Here is a 19,278-nt window from a genome sequence, read left to right as displayed (position 1 = left end):
TCACCCTTTCGACCTAATGCCTGACAAGGCTGACGCATGAACGTACTTCATCCTTTTAATGTCCTTAGCCTATGCTAAAAAATTACCGCTATGCCTGGCTTGCCGGTATGCTTTTGTTGTCCATCCCCTCGTTTTCGCAAGACCTCGATTCACTGCTCAACCTCAACGCCTTCACCGAGGAGAGTGATCTTCAAAAAATTCTCAATAAAAACGTGGCCGTGTCGTCAAAGAACGGTCTGACCACCCGCGAAACGCCGGGCATCATCACCGTCATCACCTCCGAAGAAATTCAGAACAGCGGCGCCCGCGACATGATTGACGTGTTGCGCCTGGTGCCGGGGTTTGATGTGCAACAGGACCTTCAGTTTGTGATGGGCATTGGCTTGCGGGGAAGCTGGGCCAACGAAGGCAAAGTGCTGGTGATGTTAGACGGGCAACCCTTCAACGAATTATTGTATCAGACCGTGGCCATCGGCAATCGCTTCCCGGTGGATGCTGTGGAACGCATTGAGATTATTCGTGGTCCGGGGTCTGCCATCTATGGGGGTTCGGCAGAATATGGTGTGATCAACATCATTACAAAAGCAGCCGAGAGTCTTGATGGTGTGGCGGTGTATGGTGTGGGTGGATTTCATGCAAACGCTATTGGACGAACCAACGCCGGTGTGATGGCCGCCCGGAAGAGCGAAATTTTTTCGTGGGATCTGTCTGCGTTTAAAGGCAACGGCATTGTGAGCGACGGGCAATATCAGGATCTGTTTCAAAGCAACGACGTGCAGGACCTGAAGAAGGTGACCCGCGCCGATCCGATGAACCTGAACCTTGGACTGAAGTATAAAAATCTTGCTTTCCGCACCATGTACGATCAGTTTGAAACGTCAGACCCGGTCACGTATGTGTCGAACAAAAACTTTTATGCCGATCTTCGCTATGCATGGAAAGTGAACAGCAAACTGCAGATCACACCACAGCTGAAATATTATAACCAGGTGCCGTGGACTTACGGCCCGATGGGCACTGATGAAAAACAATTTCACGTCCGCGCAAAACGTTCGCTCGCGCAAGTGGATGCGCAGTATGATTTTTCGCGCAAGGCCAGCGTTACGTTTGGTGGTTTATATTTTCAGGACGAAGGCATCGATCTTCTCGATGGCGGACTGTTTCAGGGAAACAAAAGTCTTACGCTAAACAACTTTGCTTTTTTTGCGCAAGGTCTTTTCAAACATAGGTTGGCCAATGCCACGCTGGGTTTTCGCTACGAGAAAAACAATCGCTATGGTGCCGCCTTTGTTCCCCGCATTGCCCTCACCAAAAAGATCGAAAACCTCCACTTCAAAATTTTATACAGCCAGGCATTCCGGGCACCGTCCATTCAAAACATAAATATTGCACTCAACGGGCAAATCAAACCCGAGAAGTCGAATGTGTTCGAGGTAGAATTGGGCTATCAGTTCACTCCCGAAATGTTGTTGGCCGTAAATGCTTTCAGCATCAGCACCAAAAACATCCTGGTCTATAGTTCGGAAGGTGAAGGGGAAACGTTCAACGAATGGTATGAGAATTCGGCAAAGAGTGGAAGCCGCGGCGTAGAGATGGTGTATAGCATTCGGAAAAAGACATGGTATGCAAACCTGACATATTCGTTTAGTGCCGCCATCAACGACAACACAGCGCTGACCTATGCCGTGCCTGGCCAATCGCAGTATGTGGGCTTTGCCAAAAATAAAGTAACGCTCAATACGAACGTCTACCTCACTCCAAAACTCAGCTTCAACCCGACTTTTATCTACGCGTCCAAACGGTTTGCCTACACCACGCTTGACGACGAGGGCAATCCGGCATTGACCACGTTAGATCCTTATGTGCTGGTGAACGCATTTTTGAACTACAAGAATATTTTTCCGGGATTCACGCTGGGCGCTGGCGCCTACGACATCACCAATACGCGGCCGGCCATTCCCGAAGCCTATAACGGTGGCTATGCTCCCATTCCCGGCCGCAGCCGTGAATATGTAGTGAAAATCTCTTACCAGATCAATTTTAAAAAGTGAACATGAAATCTGCACGACTCTATATTTTTCTGGTTGCTTTAGGATGGGCGTCCACGGCATATAGCCAAACCACCAACTATCAGGTGTACGCTTTGTTTGTGGTGAACATCGCGAAGTATTCGGCATGGCCCAGCCTGAATGGCGATTTGCAGGTGACCGTCTACGGGAAATCAAAAGTGTTTGAAGAACTTCAGAAACAAGCCGGCAAGAACGTGAACGGTCACAACCTGAAAGTGACGCAGGCCAACGAGCTCACCGACATTGCCGAAGCCAACATCATCTACCTCGCCGATGGCAAAAGCAGTTCGCTCGACGACATCATCAAAGCCACGCAGGGAAAGTCTGTCATGATCATCTGCGAACGCGAAGGCCTCTATAAAAAAGGTGCAGGCTTCAGCTTTGTGGTGACCGACAACAGCACACTTCGCTACGACATTAACAATACAGAACTGGAGAAAAGACTGATAAAAGTTTCGAAGAGCCTCACAGCGTTGGCAAACTCAATGATCTAGACCGTGAGTGTTTTTTGTGCAGCGGCATTCTGCACTTCATGAATGAGCGTGGCCAGCACGCCCTCTTTCAAGGCATAGGTCGACACGCGGATACGGTTGAAGGGATGTTTGGCCAGCAAGTATCGTATGAGGCAACACGCCACCACAATCATGTCGACGCGCATTTCGATCATGCCGGGAATTTGCATCCGCTGTTCGCGATTCTTGTGCAGCAACAAATCAAAAATTTCATAGAAACCGGCGAGTGTCAACGGTGTTTCGATTTCTTCGGGGCTTTTGTGGATGTCGTGTTGAATGCAGAAGATGTCGCTTAGCGTATCGAAGGTGCCGGAAGAGCCGACGAGAATGTGAGGTTGATGAATTTTGATGGCTTCGAACAACGGCTGAAGTGCTTTTGCAAAATAGTCGTCGAGCACTTCCATTTCTTCTTTTGTGATGGGATCGTGTTTCTGGAATTTCTCCAGCAACCGCTGTGCCCCGATCTCAAAACTTTGTTTCCAGAACACCCGCTCATTGTTGGCCAGTATAAACTCCACGCTGCCGCCACCAATGTCCATGATGAGCGATTTGTCGTGGTCGATGTCCATGGCCGACTTCACACCCATGTAAATGTATTGTGCTTCCAGGTCGCCGGAAATGATGGTCGACTCGATGCCCGTCACGGCCTTGATGCGGGCCACCACGTCGTCGCCGTTTGTGGCGTTGCGCATGGCGCTGGTGCCGAAGGCGTAGACCTTGCCGATGTGTTGCTGGTCGATAGTGTTTTTGAAACTCTGCATGGCCAGTAGCGCCCGTTGGATGCCTTCTTCGGTGATAACGCCCTGGTTGATACCGCCCTTTCCGATCTTCACCGCCAGCCGTTCGCGATAGGTGATATGGTAGCCCCGCTCGTCCGCCTCGGCAATGAGGAGGTGAAAGGTGTTCGTTCCCATATCAATAATGGCGATCTTGTTTTCCATAGGTGGCAGGAGGGCGCGTGAAGATACGAATTTTCAAAACGCAGTCAAGTGCGGCAGCCGACCCCCGAAAAGCCTCCCGGCACGCGGATGAATGCGAATTCAGATTATCTTTAGCCTTTCAAAAATCAGCGTATAACTATGGCCAAGCGAACGGTTAAGGATCAGGCACTGCAGCAAAAGTTCGATGAACTGGAACGCAAAAATCAGGAGTCACTTTTGGGCGGCGGCGCCAAGCGCATCGAACAGCAACACGCCAAAGGAAAACTCACGGCGCGCGAGCGGGTGATGTTGTTGATGGACGAAGGATCGTTTGAAGAACTGGGCAAGTTTGTGATGCACCGCAGCAAAGACTTTGGGCTGGACAAGGAATATTACCTGGGCGATGGCGTCATCACCGGCTATGGCACCGTGAACGGCCGCCTTGTGTATATTTTCTCCCAGGATTTCACCGTGTTCGGCGGTTCACTTTCCGAGACCCACGCCGAAAAAATCGTGAAGATCATGGACCTGGCCATGCAGAACGGCGCACCCCTCATCGGGCTGAACGACTCTGGCGGCGCACGCATCCAGGAAGGTGTGGTGTCGCTGGGAGGCTATGCCGACATCTTCTATCGCAACACCCTGGCGTCGGGCGTCATCCCGCAGATCTCGGCCATCATGGGCCCTTGCGCGGGAGGCGCGGTGTATTCGCCCGCCATCACGGATTTCATCTTCATGGTAGAGAACACATCGTTCATGTTTGTGACCGGTCCCAACGTGGTGAAGACGGTGACGCACGAGAACGTGACGGCCGAAGAACTGGGCGGTGCCACCACCCACAGCACCCGCAGCGGCGTAACGCATTTCGCCTGTGCCAACGAGGTGGAGTGCCTCAATCAGATCAAAAAAATGCTGGGCTACATACCGCAGAACTGCGAAGACGATGCGCCCCGGTTGAACTATACGCCCGCCAACGAAAGCCGCCCGGCCCTCAACAACATCATTCCGGCCAACCCAAACCAGCCCTACGACATGCGCGAGGTCATCAACGGTGTGGTGGACGGCGACAGTTTTTTTGAAGTGCATAAGAATTTTGCCGAGAACATTGTGGTGGGCTTTGCGCGCCTGGCCGGCCGCAGCATTGGCGTGGTGGGCAACCAGCCGGCCTCGCTGGCCGGCGTGCTCGACATCGACTCGAGTGTGAAGGGCGCGCGTTTTGTTCGGTTCTGCGATTGCTTCAACATTCCCTTGCTGGTGTTTGAAGACGTGCCCGGATTTTTGCCCGGCACCGACCAGGAGTGGAACGCCATCATCACCAACGGTGCGAAGTTGCTATATGCTTTTTCGGAAGCCACAGTGCCCCGCGTCACCGTCATCACACGCAAAGCGTATGGCGGGGCCTATGATGTGATGAACTCCAAACACATTGGCGCCGACCTGAACTATGCGTGGCCCTCGGCCGAGATCGCCGTGATGGGCGCCAAAGGCGCATCCGAAATCATCTTCAAGAAAGAAATTGCCGAGGCCGAAAACCCGGAAGCAAAGCTCAACGAGAAAGTCGACGAGTATACCCGGAAGTTCGCCAACCCCTATCGCGCTGCCCACCGTGGCTACATCGACGAGGTGATCTATCCCGACGAAACCCGCGAGAAACTGATTCGTGCCTTTGGCATGCTGGAAAATAAAGTGGCTAAATTGCCAAAGAAAAAACACGGGAACATTCCCCTCTAGGTTCGTTTATCAATTTGAAAGAATATGGATAAGAAAAGCAAACAATTCCTCTACGAGTATCTCAACAACGCTTCCCCCACAGGCTTCGAATCGTCGGGTCAGCAAATCTGGCTGGACTACCTGAAGCCCTACATCAGCGACCACATTGTGGACGTGTATGGCACCGTGGTGGGCGTGGTCAATCCCAAGGCTACCTACAAGGTGGTGATTGAAGCACATGCCGATGAGATCTCGTGGTTTGTGAACTACATAACCGAAGACGGCTACATCTATGTGCGGCGCAATGGCGGATCCGATCATCAGATTGCCCCGTCGAAGCGGGTAAACATCCACACGGCAAACGGTGTGGTGAAAGGTGTGTTTGGCTGGCCGGCCATTCACGTTCGAGACGCCGGCAAGGAAGAAACACCCACATTGAAAAATATCTTCATCGACATCGGAGCCGAGTCGAAGAAGGAAGTGGAATCGTTAGGCGTGCACGTGGGTTGTGTGATCACGTTCGAAGACGAACTGATGGAAATGAACAAACATTGGCTGGTCGGTCGCGCGCTGGACAACCGAATGGGGGGCTTTATGATTGCAGAAGTAGCCCGCAGACTGCACGAAAACAAGAAAAAATTACCTTTCGGGTTATACGTTGTCAACGCCGTTCAGGAAGAAATCGGCCTGCGGGGCGCGGAAATGATTTCGCGTAGAATCAAGCCCGACCTGGCCATTGTTACCGACGTGACGCACGACACGCAGTCGCCCATGTATAACAAGAAAGAAAGTGGCAACCTGAAGGCGGGCGCGGGCCCGGTGGTGTGCTATGGACCTGCCGTGCAGAACAATGTGCTTAAAATGGTGATCGAAACGGCTCAAAAACGCAAGATTCCCTTCCAGCGTCAGGCGGTGTCGCGGTCCACAGGCACCGACACGGATTCATTTGCCTATTCGGCCGAAGGGGTGGCGTCGGCACTGATATCGTTGCCGCTAAAATACATGCACACCACGGTGGAAATGGTACATAAAGACGACGTGGAAAGCGTTATTCAACTGATCTACGAATTCCTTTTGCAGCTCAAACCGGGTCATGATTTCCGCTACATTAAGTAATCCTTGATAAAAACCTTACATCTATAAGGTTAGTATCTGAATAGGCTCTTCCACGCAGGTGGGGGAGCCTATTTTTGTATCATCAAACAAACCAAAGAAGTAATAGTATGAAAATGTTCAGAACTCTCGTGGTGGCCGCCCTCTTAGTAAGCGGTAGCACCTATGCGCAAGAAAGATCAGTGCAGGAAGTTTACTCCATGATGGTGTTTAACTTCACGAAGTATGTACAATGGCCCGATCACGCCGGCTCAGGCGAATTTGTGATTGGTGTAGTGGGAAATGCAGACATCTATAACACCCTCAACGGATGGTATGGTGGCAAACCCCGCGGTTCAAAAACCTACGTGATTAAGAAATTTAACTCTGCCGCCGAAGTAACGGACTGCCACGTGTTGTTTATCGACAAGTCGAAAAGCGGCGAATTTGAAGCTGCGAACAACAAAGTGAAAGGCAAAGGCACCCTGGTGATCACCGACAAAAACGGTCTTGGTGAGAAAGGCAGCGGCATCAACTTCAAAATGGTTGATAATAAACTGAAATTTGAATTGAACCAGAAGGCGATTGAAGCTTCGAACCTTAAGGTTTCGGGTGCTCTTTCATCGATGGCGATCTTGATTTAATGGGTTGTTTGGAAGCCTCGGGGGTTACACCCTGGGGTTTTTTCAAGATTAAGTAGTAGATTAGCAAAAGCCCAAATAATTTTTTAATCTATGAAAAGACTCTTTTTGACAGCACTTGTGGCCGTGGCCATGGGAACTGTCGTGGCCCAGGAAAGGCCCACCCATGAAATTCACGCGGCGATGTTGTACAACTTTATCAAGTATGTGCAGTGGCCGAATGAAAGCGAACCCGGCGAGTTTGTGGTAGGTGTGATCGGAGACGAAAATGTCTTCAACACGCTCAAACAATGGTACGACGGCAAGCCTAAAGGAACAAAGAAGTATGTTATCAAAAACCTTCATTCGGCCGATGAAGCTGGCAACTGCCAGGTAGTGTACATCGGCAAATCGAAGAACCGGGATTTTGACAACATCAAAACAAGCGTTACAGGGAAATCTGTACTGACCATCACCGACGGTTCGGGGATGGGACAAAAAGGAAGCTGCATCAACTTCAAAGTGATTGATGGAAAGCTGAAGTTCGAACTCAATCAAACATCGGTTGGCTCGTCGAACCTCAAAGTTTCGTCGCAGTTGAGCAGCATGGCGATTTTGATTTAAGAAGAAAGCTTTCAGGTTTTCTGCTGGGTATAGGATGGTGAGCATGGAGAACGAGGGGATGTTCCGGGAGTTAATTGAAAATTCGGACGATATCATCATTGTAACCGACAAGGAATTTAGGATACGCTACATTTCTTCGTCTGTTCACAAGGTCTTTGACGTGGAACCGGTTTCGATGCTGCGACGAAATATTTTTGATTTCGTGGCGCGTGAGAAACAGGAAAGTTGGAAACACTGTCTCGACGAAACACCGCACTCGGTGGTCGATGAAGTGGAGTTCAAAGTGCAACATGGCGAAAAGCGATATTTCGACGTGCATGTGTCCAATCTGCTGGATCACTATAAGGTGCAGGGATTGGTGCTGAAACTTCACGACATCACGCAGACCAAGCAAAAGCAGGAAGAACTGCTTCGCTCGAACCAGCAACTTGACCAGGTCATCTACAAGACCACACACGATCTGAAGGCCCCCCTGATGTCGGCGCTGGGATTGGTGAAAATCGCCGAAACGGCACCGATCGAAGAAAAAGACCGGTACATCAGCATGATTAAGAAAAGTCTGCTGAAACTTGATTCGTACATTGAAGAAATGAACAATTTTTTCCGCAACGACAAACTGGCGTTGCAACGGGAAAAAATAAACCTGAATGAGCTTCTCGCCAGCGAACTGGAGAATTTAAAAAATCTCCACCATGGCGATAGAGTTAAAGTGTCTTTGCAAGGCAATTCAGACATCGCCTGGTATTCTGACCTGATTCGCGTGAAAACGGTGGTCGCGAATATTTTTTCCAACGCGATTAAGTATCAAGACTTGCAAAAACAAAATCCATTCATCAAAATTGTGGCAAATGTCACGGAAGAGTTTTGCGACATTTGCATAGAAGACAACGGTATTGGAATTGATCCTGAGTATAAGGAGAAAATCTTTGACCTGTTCTTTCGAGGAACAGATCAATCGCAGGGAACGGGATTGGGATTGTTTATTGTTAAGGATACAATAGAACGGTTGAAAGGGACGATCGAAGTGCGATCGGAAAAAGGAAAAGGAACAGCGTTCCGGATCCGCATACCCAACCAACTGCATCAATCCCTCGAGGTGGAATGAAGACTTACGCACGGGGTCATAGAGTTTTTATAGAGAGGGTCTTTTCTCTATGCGCTCTGTGCGTTTTTAGAGATAAGATGTTGTACTAGCCAAAGTACTGAAAGATATACGTACGGGGCCGCAGAGTTTTTACAAGAGAGGGTCTTTTCTTTGTGTGCTCTGTACGTTTTTTTTATTCTTTCAGACTCCTTTTCCTTTATTTTGAAGAATGCCGGACCCGACATTTTTCGATCAACGCCACAAAATCATTTCCTTTTCTTTTCCGCCCCGGAAAATCATTTCCCTTGTTCCATCACAAACCGAATTGCTGGCCGATCTGGGCCTTCACGATGAAGTTGTGGGCATCACCAAATTTTGTGTTCACCCCGCCGCCTGGCACAATTCCAAAACGCACATTGGCGGCACCAAGAATTTCAATTTCGACGTCATCGACCGGCTCCAACCCGATCTCATCATCGGTAACAAGGAAGAAAACTATCGCGAAGGCATTGAAGTGCTGGAAGAAAAATACCCGGTGTGGATCAGCGACATTGTGAGCCTTGACGACGCCCGCGTCATGATGCGTTCCATTGGCGAAATCACAGACCGGCCTTCGCGTGCGTTGGAGATTGTGAAGGGCGTGAACGAAGCGTTTGCCCAGGTAAAAAAATACGACAACGCCTCGGTGCTCTACCTCATCTGGAAAAAGCCGTGGATGGCCGCCGGTTCCAACACGTTTATCCACGAAATGCTAACCACGCTCGGATTCACCAATAGTGCCGAGCTGTTGCCGCGATATCCTGTGCTTTCGTCCGAAGAGATCCGGGAGTTGAAACCCGACTTCATTTTCCTGTCGTCGGAACCGTATCCCTTTCAGGAAAAACACATCGACGAACTTCGGCAGCTATGTCCGGCATCAAACATTCTGCTGGTGGATGGCGAAATGTTTTCGTGGTATGGCAGCCGGTTGCTGAAGGCGCCGGCATATTTCAATCAGCTTCTTGGAATGGCAGAATAGAATTATTCCACAAGGTTTCATCAACATTCAGGTATTGAGCTAACGGAGCAGGCAAGCGAAAGGGCAGAGGAACCTATAGTAGTAACCACGAGGTCATTCAATTTCTTTGACGAATCGAACAAAGCCAGTCTGCTGAGTTCCTTCACAGAATCCACATCAAAAAAACATTCTTGAACATAATCATCGGTCGTGCGCAATGAATCGTCATTCGCGCAAGCTCTATTCAGCGTGGCCTACACTTCTGTGGCAGGCACATTAAACGAGATGATGTCTTTCCAGAAATTCGGATATGACTTGCGCGTCACTTCCGGCTTCTCCAGTTCTACATCCATCAGCATGGCGAGTGGCGCGAAAGCCATGGCCATGCGGTGGTCTTTGTAGGTGTTGAAGAATGCTGATGTGGGCAACGCCGATGTGGTTGGGATCAACGTCCAGTGTTCGGTGTCGTCTTCGCGGAGGTCGGCGCCGATTTTGCGCAGCTCGTTTTGCAACGCGGCGATGCGATCGGTTTCTTTGATGCGAAGGCTTTCAAGTCCTGTGAAATGACCGGTCACGCCTTTCACAGCGCAGATCACGGCCACGGTTTGGGCAAGGTCGGGGCAGTGGGTAAAATCCCAGTGCAGTTCTTTTTGATGGGCTGTCTTGGTGAGTTTCAGCAAACCGTTTTCCAACACGGCTTGCACGCCAAGCGTCTTCATGATCTCCACAATTTTGCTGTCGCCCTGCAGTGAATCCAGGGACAGGCGAGGCAAAAGAATTTCAGCATCCTGCGCGAGGGCGGCGAACGAAAACCAATAGCTGGCCGCCGACCAATCCGACTCCACTGTAAACTCAGCGGGACGATATGCCTGATGAGGCACCACAATTTTATTGTCGACAAACGTGCATTGGGCGCCGAAGTGTTTCATGAGGGCCACCGTCATTTCGATGTAGGGACGGCTTCCGATTTTTCCGGTTAGCACCAACGTCAATCCCTGAGGCAGGGTAGGCGCGATCATCATGAGCGCCGAAATGTATTGACTGCTCACATCGCCGCGGATGCTGATGTGCTGCACCTTTTGTCCGGCAAACGATTTTATTTCGTGTGGCGGGTAGCCATCTTTTTCGAGGTATTCTATTTCCACACCAAGGGCGCGCAGGGCGTCTACCAGTAGGGCAATAGGGCGTTCCTTCATGCGTTGTGTTCCGGTGAGCACTTTGGCCTGGCGGGTCACAGAAAAGTAGGCGGTGAGAAAACGCATGGTGGTGCCGGCATCTTCCACATCGATCACGCGGTCGTTCGAATTCACGAGGCGCAGCATCAGCTGTGTGTCGTTGGCGTCGGAAAGGTTGTGAAGGTCGGAGGTGCCACCGGCCAGTGCGTTGATGATGAGGGCGCGGTTGCTGATGCTCTTGGATGCGGGCAGCCACTGGGCAGTGCCGCGCATAACAGACGTTCGTTTAAGTTTGATGCTCGTGCTCAAGGGAAAAGAATTGTACGGCAAATTACACCTTGAATAAGATTTATTTTCATCGTGCGAAACATTTACAAAAGAATTTGAGTTACGGCTTATATGACTACTACAGGAAAAATCGCATTGGGTGTAGGCATCGCGTCAAGCGCGTTGCTGGCAGCATGGTTGCTGACCGGAACCCGGAAAGAAAAAACAAAAGTATTGGTGACCAAAGGAGCACAATCTCTGAAAGGATCACTGAAGACAGCGAAGAAAACAACGGCCACTGTCGACGAGGTTGCCTACTACGTGTGAAGCGTTCGGTAGAATGACAAAGCACCTTTCACTTCTTCCAGACTAATCTCAAAGTCCCACCGCGCATTGCCGATTCCATCGGGCAATACGCTCAGGATGCTATTTCCCTTATTCTTCTTATCCTGAAGCGCCAGTTTGGCAACAGCATCCAGGTCTTCTTCACGCAGATTCACTTTTCCGTAAATGCCCAGTATGAATGTGCAAAGGCTCGCAAAGTCTTCGGCACTGATCATGCTTCGCTGACGGCCTATGTACGCCTCAGCAATCAACCCGACGGCCACCGCTTCGCCGTGCAGGATTCGGTTGCCCGCTGTGAGCAGGTATGTTTCCAGGGCGTGGCCAATGGTGTGACCGGCGTTTAGAATTTTACGCAATCCTTTTTCTTTGGGATCCTCCTGTGTGACCCGTGCCTTGAAGGCTACGGAGTGGTGGATCAGCGCATCCCAGTCTTGCGAAGCCAGGTCTTTTTGTGAGATCACCTCCCACATGGCCTTGTCGGCAATGAGGGTGTGTTTGATCACTTCGGCAAACCCCGAGCGGAGTTCGGCGAGGGGAAGCGTTTTCAGGAACCCGCTGTACAATAGCGTGACGGTGGGATTTTGAAAAACGCCGATGTGATTTTTGTAGTGATTAAAATCCACTCCCAGTTTTCCGCCAATGCTGGCGTCGGCCTGGGCGAGGAGTGTGGTGGGAATCAAAATGAAGTCGATGCCCCGTTTATAGGTGGCCGCACAAAACCCGCCCATGTCGCCCAGCACACCGCCGCCCAACACAATGAGGCAGGCATGGCGGTCCATGGCCGTGTCGGTCATGGCTTGCCAGATGGTGGTGCAGGTGGTCAGGTTCTTGGCTTCTTCGCCGCTGGGCACTTCAATCACAAAGTGCTCGGGCAGTCCGTCTTTCACCAGCGGATAGCTGTGGCGACGGGTATTTTCATCGACCAGGACACCGACCTGGCTGTATTTTTTTTTCTGGAGAAAGGTCGCCAAATCGTTGGCGGGATCGTGTGAAAACAGAATGTTATCGGGCAGCATCAGGCTTTTGTGAATCTTTCGTTCGAAAGTTATTAAAATATCAGCAATCGCAATTGCCGTGCGAAACGGTGGCTTTGTGGCCGGAGATTGGCGGGCTATATTTGCCCGACATTTTTTGCTATGAAACCAGAGACCACCGTTTCATTTGAAGACACCGCCGTAGCCTTTCAATACAAGTCTGATGGGGCGATCCGGAAAGCCAATTTCATTTTTTCGATGGTGAACCATCCGTTCATGTCGAAGCTGGCGACGGGCGCGGTGCGGCTTGCGCTCAACCTTCGCTTGCCGGTGGAAGGCATCATCCGCAAAACTGCATTCGATCATTTCTGTGGCGGCGAAAACATTGAGGAAACCTCGGCTTCGTCGGCCACGCTGGCTCGTTATGGCGTGCAAACCATTCTCGACTATTCCGTAGAGGGCGAGAAATCGGAAGAGGGCTTCGACCGCACCATGGAAGAAACTATACGCACCATCGAGAAGGCTCACCACAGCAAGACCATTCCGTTCTCGGTGTTCAAAGTCACGGGCATTGCTTCGACCGAAGTGTTGGAGAAAGTGCAGCAAAAAATTCAACTCAGCCACGAAGAACACAAGGCGTTCGAACTGGTCCGCCATCGGGTGGACAATATTTGCCGGAAAGCCCATGCCTATGGCGTACCCGTGCTGGTAGACGCCGAAGAAACCTGGATACAAGACACCATCGATGACCTGGCCTACGAGATGATGGCGAAATACAACCGCGAGAAGGCCATCGTGTTCAACACCTACCAGCTCTATCGCACGGCATCGCTCGACAACCTGAAGGCGTCATACGAAGAAGCACTGAAGCATCATTATTTTCTTGGCGCCAAACTGGTGCGTGGTGCCTATATGGAAAAAGAACGTGCCCGCGCCGCCGCGAAGGGATACGCCAGCCCAATCCAGCCCGACAAAGGCGCAACCGACCGGGCTTTCGACGCAGCGCTTGAGTTTTGTGTTGGCCACCACGGCTACATCACCACCATGTGCGGATCGCACAACGAAATCAGCAACCAATACCTCACCACGCTCATGGAGAAGAAGGGGTTGCAGCCCAACGACGTGCACATGTGGTTTGCCCAACTCTATGGCATGAGCGACAACATTTCGTTTAACCTGGCCAAGGCGGGCTATAACGTGGCCAAATATGTGCCCTATGGGCCGGTGCGCTCGGTGATGCCCTATTTGCTGCGCCGCGCGGCCGAAAACACGTCGGTGGCCGGGCAAAGCAGCCGCGAGCTCGTGCTCATCCGCAAAGAGCTGCAACGTCGGCGCAACGGGCGCTAGCGATTCCGCAAAACAAAGTGTGGGGGCTGTCAATCTTCCCGATAGATTTTTCCCTCTCCCTAATTCGCGTATTTTTGCCAAAATTTTTCAGTCATGCAATTGAGCGAACAGGAGATCATCCGGCGTAAAAGCCTGGAGGAATTTGAAAAGCTGGGCATCAACCCCTACCCGGCCGAACTTTTTGAGGTGAACGCGTCGTCCCGGGAAATCCTGGAGAACTACGAGCGCCTGAAGAGCGACTACCGCGACATCTCTATCGCCGGCCGCATCATGAGCCGCCGCATCATGGGCAACGCGTCGTTTGCCGAACTGCAAGACGAAACCGGCCGCATCCAACTCTACATCCGTCGCGACGACATCTGCCCGACGGAAGACAAGACTTTATACAACACCGTATTCAAAAAGCTTCTCGACATCGGCGACATCATCGGTGTGAAAGGCTATGGCTTTACCACGCAAACCGGTGAGATTTCCATTCACGTGACCAGCCTCACGGTGCTGAGCAAATCGCTTCGCCCGTTGCCTGTGGTGAAAGAAACTACCGACGAGCAAGGCGTGGTGACGCGTCACGACGCCTTCACCGACCCTGAGCAACGCTACCGCATGCGCTATGTGGATTTGATTGTGAACCCCGACGTGCGCGACGCGTTTGTGAAACGCACACAGCTGGTCAACTCCATGCGTCAATACCTGAACGCGAAGGCATATCTGGAAGTGGAGACCCCCATTCTGCAACCGCTCTATGGTGGCGCGGCGGCACGCCCCTTCAAAACGCACCACAACACGCTTGACATGACGCTCTATCTGCGCATTGCCAACGAGCTGTATTTGAAACGCCTCATCGTAGGAGGCTTCAATGGCGTGTACGAGTTCTCGAAAGATTTCCGGAACGAAGGCATGTCGCGTTTTCACAATCCCGAGTTCACGCAAATAGAATTATATGTAGCCTACAAGGACTACTACTGGATGATGGACCTGGTGGAAGAGATGATCGAGAAAGTGGCCATTGACCTTCACGGAAAAACGGAAGTGCAGGTGGGCAAAAATCTGCTTGACTTCAAACGTCCCTGGAAGCGCTACACCATGTTCGAAGCCATTCAGCATTTCACGGGCATCGACATCTCTGCCATGTCGGAGCAGGAATTGCGCGACACCTGCCGCCAACTGCACGTGCCTATGGACGAGACTATGGGCAAAGGCAAATTGATCGACCAGATTTTTGGTGAGAAGTGCGAGCCCAACCTGGTTCAGCCCACGTTCATCACCGACTATCCCATCGAGATGTCGCCGCTGGCAAAAAAGCATCGCAGCAAACCGGGACTGGTAGAACGTTTCGAAGCCATCTGCAACAGCAAAGAAATTGCGAACTCGTTCAGCGAGCTCAACGACCCCATCGATCAGCGCAGCCGCTTCGAAGAACAATTGGAGCTGGGCAAACGTGGCGACGAAGAAGCCATGACGCTGGACGAAGATTTTCTCCGCGCCCTGGAATATGGCATGCCGCCAACGGCCGGGCTGGGCATTGGCATCGACCGTTTGTCGATGATCATGACCAACTCACCTTCCATTCAGGATGTGCTTTTCTTCCCGCAGATGAAACCCGAAAATCCGGTGGCACAGTTAACGGAAAAGGATTTCGCAGCCCTCGGTGTTCGCGCCGAACTGGTGCCCATCCTGCAAAAATTGGGCATCAACGCGCTCACACAATTGAAAGAGATGAAAGCCTCCAAGCTTTTCAACGACGTGTGTGGCCTGCGCAAGAAAATGAAACTCGAAAATGTGCAGAATCCTACCATGGAAGAAGTGGAAGGTTGGCTGAAGGCCGTGAATTGAGATTGTGAACCTGTGCGTAAAAAGGACAGGCTGTAAATAGAAATGGAGAACGTTTACAAAAACGTTCTCCTTTTTTTATGGCGTTTCAGATCAGGATCACAAGTTGTCGAAGAACGGTTTGCGTCGCTCCAGCTTCAGGTCCTGAAGCACCGTAGACTTCACGTTGATGACGAAGTAGAATTGTTGAAAAGGTCCGAAGGGCGTCCAGTTGAGGCGCATAGTCCAGCAGTGGAGGTCGCGCGCAATGCCGAGGTTGGTTTGGGTGAACGCTTTCTGTTCGAAGTGATAGCCCGAGCTGTAGGTCACTTTCCACTTCTCCGACAGCGACACATCGCCCGACATGGTGAGCGTTTGTGTGACCGACGATCGCGTGGCTTCGGTGGTCCTCACCGGATTGGAATAGCCCAGGTTATAGCTCAGGTTCATGCTCCACGGAATGTCGAAGTCCACATAGGCATCGGGGTTCTGCAACAGAAATTGTTTCTCCTGCTCGGGCATGTCCGACTTGCCGATCTTTTCTTTCGTGGTGTTTTCTTTGGCGCGTGCCTTCGGGTTCAGGTTGGTGCTCAGCGCCAGCGTGGCCGACGTGATGCGGCCGATGCTTCCGCTTTTCCAGGCATAGTCGTCGCGTTTCTTCTCGCGATAGGTTGTGCCGTCTTCGTTTGGCAGGCGGTCGATGCGATAGGGGTCGAGTGTGGCCGACAGGTTCATGTTCAACAGGTTGTCGAGCAGGTTGGTGTTGGCGGCCATGGAGAAGGGCGCCAGCTTGAACGAGTCGGCAATCATGTTGTAGCTGCTGCTGATGGAAAAGTTGTTCAGCAACATCACCTTGCGGGCCACGGAGTCTTTGGGGCCCTGCACTTTCATTTCGAGGTTGTTGCCAATGCCAAACCCGATGGCGCTGCTGTGGCCCTGGCTGGACCCGCCATACACAGAGCCTTGGTAACGATCCACAAAATTGATCCGTTTTCCCGTGGTGTCGGTGGGGTCGCGCAATGCCTGGAAGTATTTCGGATTCATCCGGAAATCGGGCGTGTAGCTATAGGAGATCGACGGGTTGACGACGTGACGGATGGCTTTCACTTTCTTGAGCTTGTTCTTAACGAAATACATGCCATAGATCCGCGTGTTGGTGCCCATGCTAAACGAATAGTTAGTGATGGCATTAAAGCCTTTTGTGCTGCTCACCTTCACCAGTTGTTTGTCTTCGTTGTAGGCCCAGGTCTGTTGTTCGTCATAAAACTTTTGTTCGAACGACACTGAAGGCGACATGGTGAAGAAGCGCAGGGCCTTGAATGAAAATGACGTGGGAACGGAGTGGCGTATCCCTTTTTTTCCGTTGCTGAAAAACGTTCCGAAGTTGCCGCTGGTGAAGGGCGCGATGCTGTCTTTGGCAGCGGTGGGCGTGAAGCGGCCCAGGTTGTTTGTGACACGATTTTGCGCCACCATGGCATAGCCCACCGAGAAATTGTCGAGCGCGTTGGTCTTTCCGCTTTTGCTTTGGAACGGATAGATGTTCACCATGTTCAAGCTCAGGCTGGGCAGCAACAGGTCTACCTGCTTGGTTTGCAGATCCTGGTTGTGGTTCAGGTTAATACCCAACGAGAACGGCGTGCCCGAGAGGCGTTTGCTGTACGACACGTTGGAGCTTAGTTTGGCTGTGATGTTGTTGATGCTCGAGCTCGACAAGTTGCCCGCCGTGCCATAGGACAAAAAGTTGTTTTGATTGAACGTGGTGGTGGCCGCGTTGACCGACGCCGAGAAACGACCCGTGCCCTTCGACTGGGGCGAGTGGCTCCAGGTGAGCCTGAAATCTTTGCTGAAGTTTGCCGTTTCAATTTTGTCGTCCGAGTCGGGGTTTTTCGAATAGGCGAAGTTCACGGTGCCGCTGTAGCGATAACGTTTCACATACGACGAGTTTGCGTAGAGCGCATGGCCGCCCCGCGAATAGATGTCGGCCGTGAGGGCCAGCTTCACGTATTCGCTGATGTCGAAGAAATAGCCACCTCCTCGAAGGTTGAAGCCGCGACGTTTTTCTTCACCATAGGCCGGCACAATGATGCCGCTGGCGCTGCGGCGGGGCGACGGAAACATGCCGAACAAAAAGCCGATGGGCAGTGGAATGTCGTTGAATTCCATATAGAACGGGCCGGCCACAATCTTGTCGTTAGGGATGGCCTTGGTCTTGGTGGCCCGGATGCGGAAGTGGGGATGCTCCAGGTTGCAGGTGGTGTAGCTGTTGCGGCGGCTCAGCAGTTCGCCCTTCTCGTTTTTAAAAACTACGTCGCCGCTGATATAGGCTTCGCCTTGTTGCGTCACCACTTCGCTGATGCGGGCGCGTTTGGTCTTGAAGTTGTATATGATGTCTTTTGTCTCGTAGAGTTCCTGCCCGTTCTTGAAAATCGGGTAGCCTATGCGGTTGCCCAGCGAGTCGCGGGTGCCGTGGGCGGTGAGGGTGCTGTTGGCATAGTCGATCACGATTTCTTCGGCCTCCAGTTCCACTTCGCCATACACAATTTTGGCGTCGCCATAGAGCCACACCATTTTGCCGTCTATTTGGGCGCGTATAGAATCCCTGGCCGAATAGTTGATAGTGGTTTCGATCTCGCCTTTGGCCGGAGGCACTTTCACGGTGTCCTGGCGGGCGCGAAGCGAATCGGCAGGCAGCGACAGCGAGTCGGGTGGGGGTGTGGCCAGCGAATCTTTTTTGTAAGGGAGCACCCCGCGCGGCGAATTCACCCGGGGTTCCACCTGCGCCACGGCAGTTTGAATGAGTAAAAACGTAAAAATGATGGCTATAAAATACCGCACACGCGCTGAGTTGAAGGACAGTTCTTTACCTTTCAGTGAAAAATTCACAATTTTGCATAAAGTTATTGCAAATACTTTGAACATCGTACGGCCCGTGAGGAATATAGGATTAACAGTGCTTCTCTTAGCAATAACCTTGCTAAACTCGTCGAGCACCTTGCCACCAACGCGCGAATCCAAAGTGGATGTGGTTGTGATCGACGCCGGCCATGGTGGCCACGACAACGGAACGCATGGCAAATTGCTAAAGGAAAAGGACCTGGCCCTGAAAATCGCGCTTAAGGTAGGCGAGTACATCGAAAAAAATGTGCCCGGTGTAAAGGTCATCTATACCCGCAAAGACGACCGCTACCTGGCCCTCGACGAACGCGCGGCCATCGCCAATAAAAACAAAGCCGACCTCTTCATCTGCATCCATGCCAACGCCAACCCCAACGTGAAAGCGTTTGGCACCGAAACGTTTGTGATGGGCCTCCACAAAGACGAAGGCAACCTCGAAATCGCCAAGCGCGAAAACTCCGTGATCCTCATGGACGAAAACTATGAAGAACGCTACGAAGGCTTCAACAACAGTCCGGAGTCGTATATTCTGTTCACCCTCACCCAGAGCGCTTACCAGGAGAACAGTCTTAAATTTGCCTCCAAAATCGAGTCTCAATTCAAAATCAAAGCCGGCCGCACCAGCCGCGGTGTGAAACAGGCCGGATTTGTGGTGCTGTGGCAAACCACCATGCCCAGCGTGCTCATCGAAACAGGTTTCCTCACCAATTCCACCGAAGAAAAGTTTTTGTCAGGCGACGAAGGCCAGGAATTGATTGCCTCCGGCATTTACCGCGCCTTCAAAGAATATAAAAGTGACGTAGAATCCATAAATTGAGACCTTAAAACCAGTTAGGTT

Annotated in this window: 16 protein-coding genes; 12 read left to right on the top strand and 4 right to left on the bottom strand. The window is 51.5% G+C overall.

Features of this window, described 5'->3' with window-relative positions; all coding sequences use genetic code 11:
* The first annotated feature begins 71 nt into the window (after positions 1-71).
* Both JI741_RS32860 and JI741_RS18620 read left to right on the top strand, forming a co-directional pair.
* Entirely contained in the window at positions 72-2,051 is a 1,980-nt protein-coding gene (locus JI741_RS32860; RefSeq protein WP_202012431.1) for a TonB-dependent receptor plug domain-containing protein, read from the top strand.
* Between the two features lie 2 nt (positions 2,052-2,053).
* On the top strand, positions 2,054-2,563 hold the full coding sequence (locus tag JI741_RS18620) for a YfiR family protein (RefSeq protein ID WP_202012428.1): 510 nt from the start codon (positions 2,054-2,056) through the stop codon (positions 2,561-2,563).
* Here the strand turns inward: JI741_RS18620 and JI741_RS18615 are convergent.
* A complete protein-coding gene (locus JI741_RS18615) occupies positions 2,560-3,522 on the bottom strand; it encodes a Ppx/GppA phosphatase family protein (protein WP_202012427.1) in 963 nt (320 codons plus the stop codon). The genes JI741_RS18620 and JI741_RS18615 overlap by 4 nt on opposite strands.
* Positions 3,523-3,660: 138 nt before the next feature.
* Between JI741_RS18615 and JI741_RS18610 the strand changes: the two genes are divergently transcribed.
* From JI741_RS18610 to JI741_RS18585, 6 genes are all read left to right on the top strand, one after another.
* Positions 3,661-5,232, top strand: coding sequence for an acyl-CoA carboxylase subunit beta (locus tag JI741_RS18610; protein ID WP_202012424.1), 1,572 nt, complete (start codon positions 3,661-3,663; stop codon positions 5,230-5,232).
* A gap of 24 nt (positions 5,233-5,256) precedes the next feature.
* Entirely contained in the window at positions 5,257-6,327 is a 1,071-nt protein-coding gene (locus tag JI741_RS18605; protein WP_202012422.1) for a M42 family metallopeptidase, read from the top strand.
* A gap of 107 nt (positions 6,328-6,434) precedes the next feature.
* Positions 6,435-6,947 carry a YfiR family protein gene (locus JI741_RS18600; protein WP_236676158.1) on the top strand — a complete coding sequence of 171 codons (513 nt, stop codon included), beginning with the start codon at positions 6,435-6,437 and terminating at the stop codon, positions 6,945-6,947.
* 90 nt (positions 6,948-7,037) lie between these two features.
* Complete coding sequence (locus JI741_RS18595) at positions 7,038-7,547, top strand: YfiR family protein (protein ID WP_236676157.1); 510 nt, start codon at positions 7,038-7,040, stop codon at positions 7,545-7,547.
* A gap of 43 nt (positions 7,548-7,590) precedes the next feature.
* Entirely contained in the window at positions 7,591-8,652 is a 1,062-nt protein-coding gene (locus JI741_RS18590) for a sensor histidine kinase (protein ID WP_202012420.1), read from the top strand.
* Between the two features lie 208 nt (positions 8,653-8,860).
* Positions 8,861-9,649, top strand: coding sequence for an ABC transporter substrate-binding protein (locus tag JI741_RS18585; protein WP_202012418.1), 789 nt, complete (start codon positions 8,861-8,863; stop codon positions 9,647-9,649).
* Positions 9,650-9,882: 233 nt separating this feature from the next.
* Here JI741_RS18585 and JI741_RS18580 read toward each other — a convergent pair whose 3' ends face one another.
* Positions 9,883-11,076 carry a 3-phosphoshikimate 1-carboxyvinyltransferase gene (locus JI741_RS18580; RefSeq protein ID WP_202012416.1) on the bottom strand — a complete coding sequence of 398 codons (1,194 nt, stop codon included), beginning with the start codon at positions 11,074-11,076 and terminating at the stop codon, positions 9,883-9,885.
* A gap of 126 nt (positions 11,077-11,202) precedes the next feature.
* Between JI741_RS18580 and JI741_RS18575 the strand changes: the two genes are divergently transcribed.
* Positions 11,203-11,397, top strand: coding sequence for a hypothetical protein (locus JI741_RS18575; protein ID WP_202012414.1), 195 nt, complete (start codon positions 11,203-11,205; stop codon positions 11,395-11,397).
* On the opposite strand, the gene aroB is transcribed toward JI741_RS18575, so the two are convergent.
* Positions 11,388-12,431 carry a 3-dehydroquinate synthase gene (gene aroB, locus JI741_RS18570; RefSeq protein ID WP_202012411.1) on the bottom strand — a complete coding sequence of 348 codons (1,044 nt, stop codon included), beginning with the start codon at positions 12,429-12,431 and terminating at the stop codon, positions 11,388-11,390. The two genes, JI741_RS18575 and aroB, sit on opposite strands and share 10 nt — an antisense overlap.
* A 120-nt stretch (positions 12,432-12,551) precedes the next feature.
* Between aroB and JI741_RS18565 the strand changes: the two genes are divergently transcribed.
* Complete coding sequence (locus tag JI741_RS18565; protein WP_202012409.1) at positions 12,552-13,736, top strand: proline dehydrogenase family protein; 1,185 nt, start codon at positions 12,552-12,554, stop codon at positions 13,734-13,736.
* Between the two features lie 93 nt (positions 13,737-13,829).
* Complete coding sequence (gene lysS, locus JI741_RS18560; protein WP_202012407.1) at positions 13,830-15,569, top strand: lysine--tRNA ligase; 1,740 nt, start codon at positions 13,830-13,832, stop codon at positions 15,567-15,569.
* A 96-nt stretch (positions 15,570-15,665) separates the two neighbouring features.
* On the opposite strand, the gene JI741_RS18555 is transcribed toward lysS, so the two are convergent.
* The gene (locus JI741_RS18555) at positions 15,666-18,380 is read right to left on the bottom strand and encodes a putative LPS assembly protein LptD (protein WP_202012405.1); all 2,715 of its coding nucleotides are present in this window, start codon (positions 18,378-18,380) and stop codon (positions 15,666-15,668) included.
* A 115-nt stretch (positions 18,381-18,495) separates the two neighbouring features.
* Here JI741_RS18555 and JI741_RS18550 point away from each other — a divergent pair, with 115 nt between their 5' ends.
* On the top strand, positions 18,496-19,257 hold the full coding sequence (locus tag JI741_RS18550; RefSeq protein ID WP_369411827.1) for an N-acetylmuramoyl-L-alanine amidase family protein: 762 nt from the start codon (positions 18,496-18,498) through the stop codon (positions 19,255-19,257).
* The last annotated feature ends 21 nt before the right edge of the window (positions 19,258-19,278 follow it).

Origin of the sequence: Chryseolinea lacunae (assembly GCF_016735595.1) — a bacterium.
Lineage (GTDB): Bacteria > Bacteroidota > Bacteroidia > Cytophagales > Cyclobacteriaceae > Chryseolinea > Chryseolinea lacunae.
Note: the sequence above shows the minus strand (reverse complement) of the source record. Positions and strands in the feature narration are given on the sequence as shown.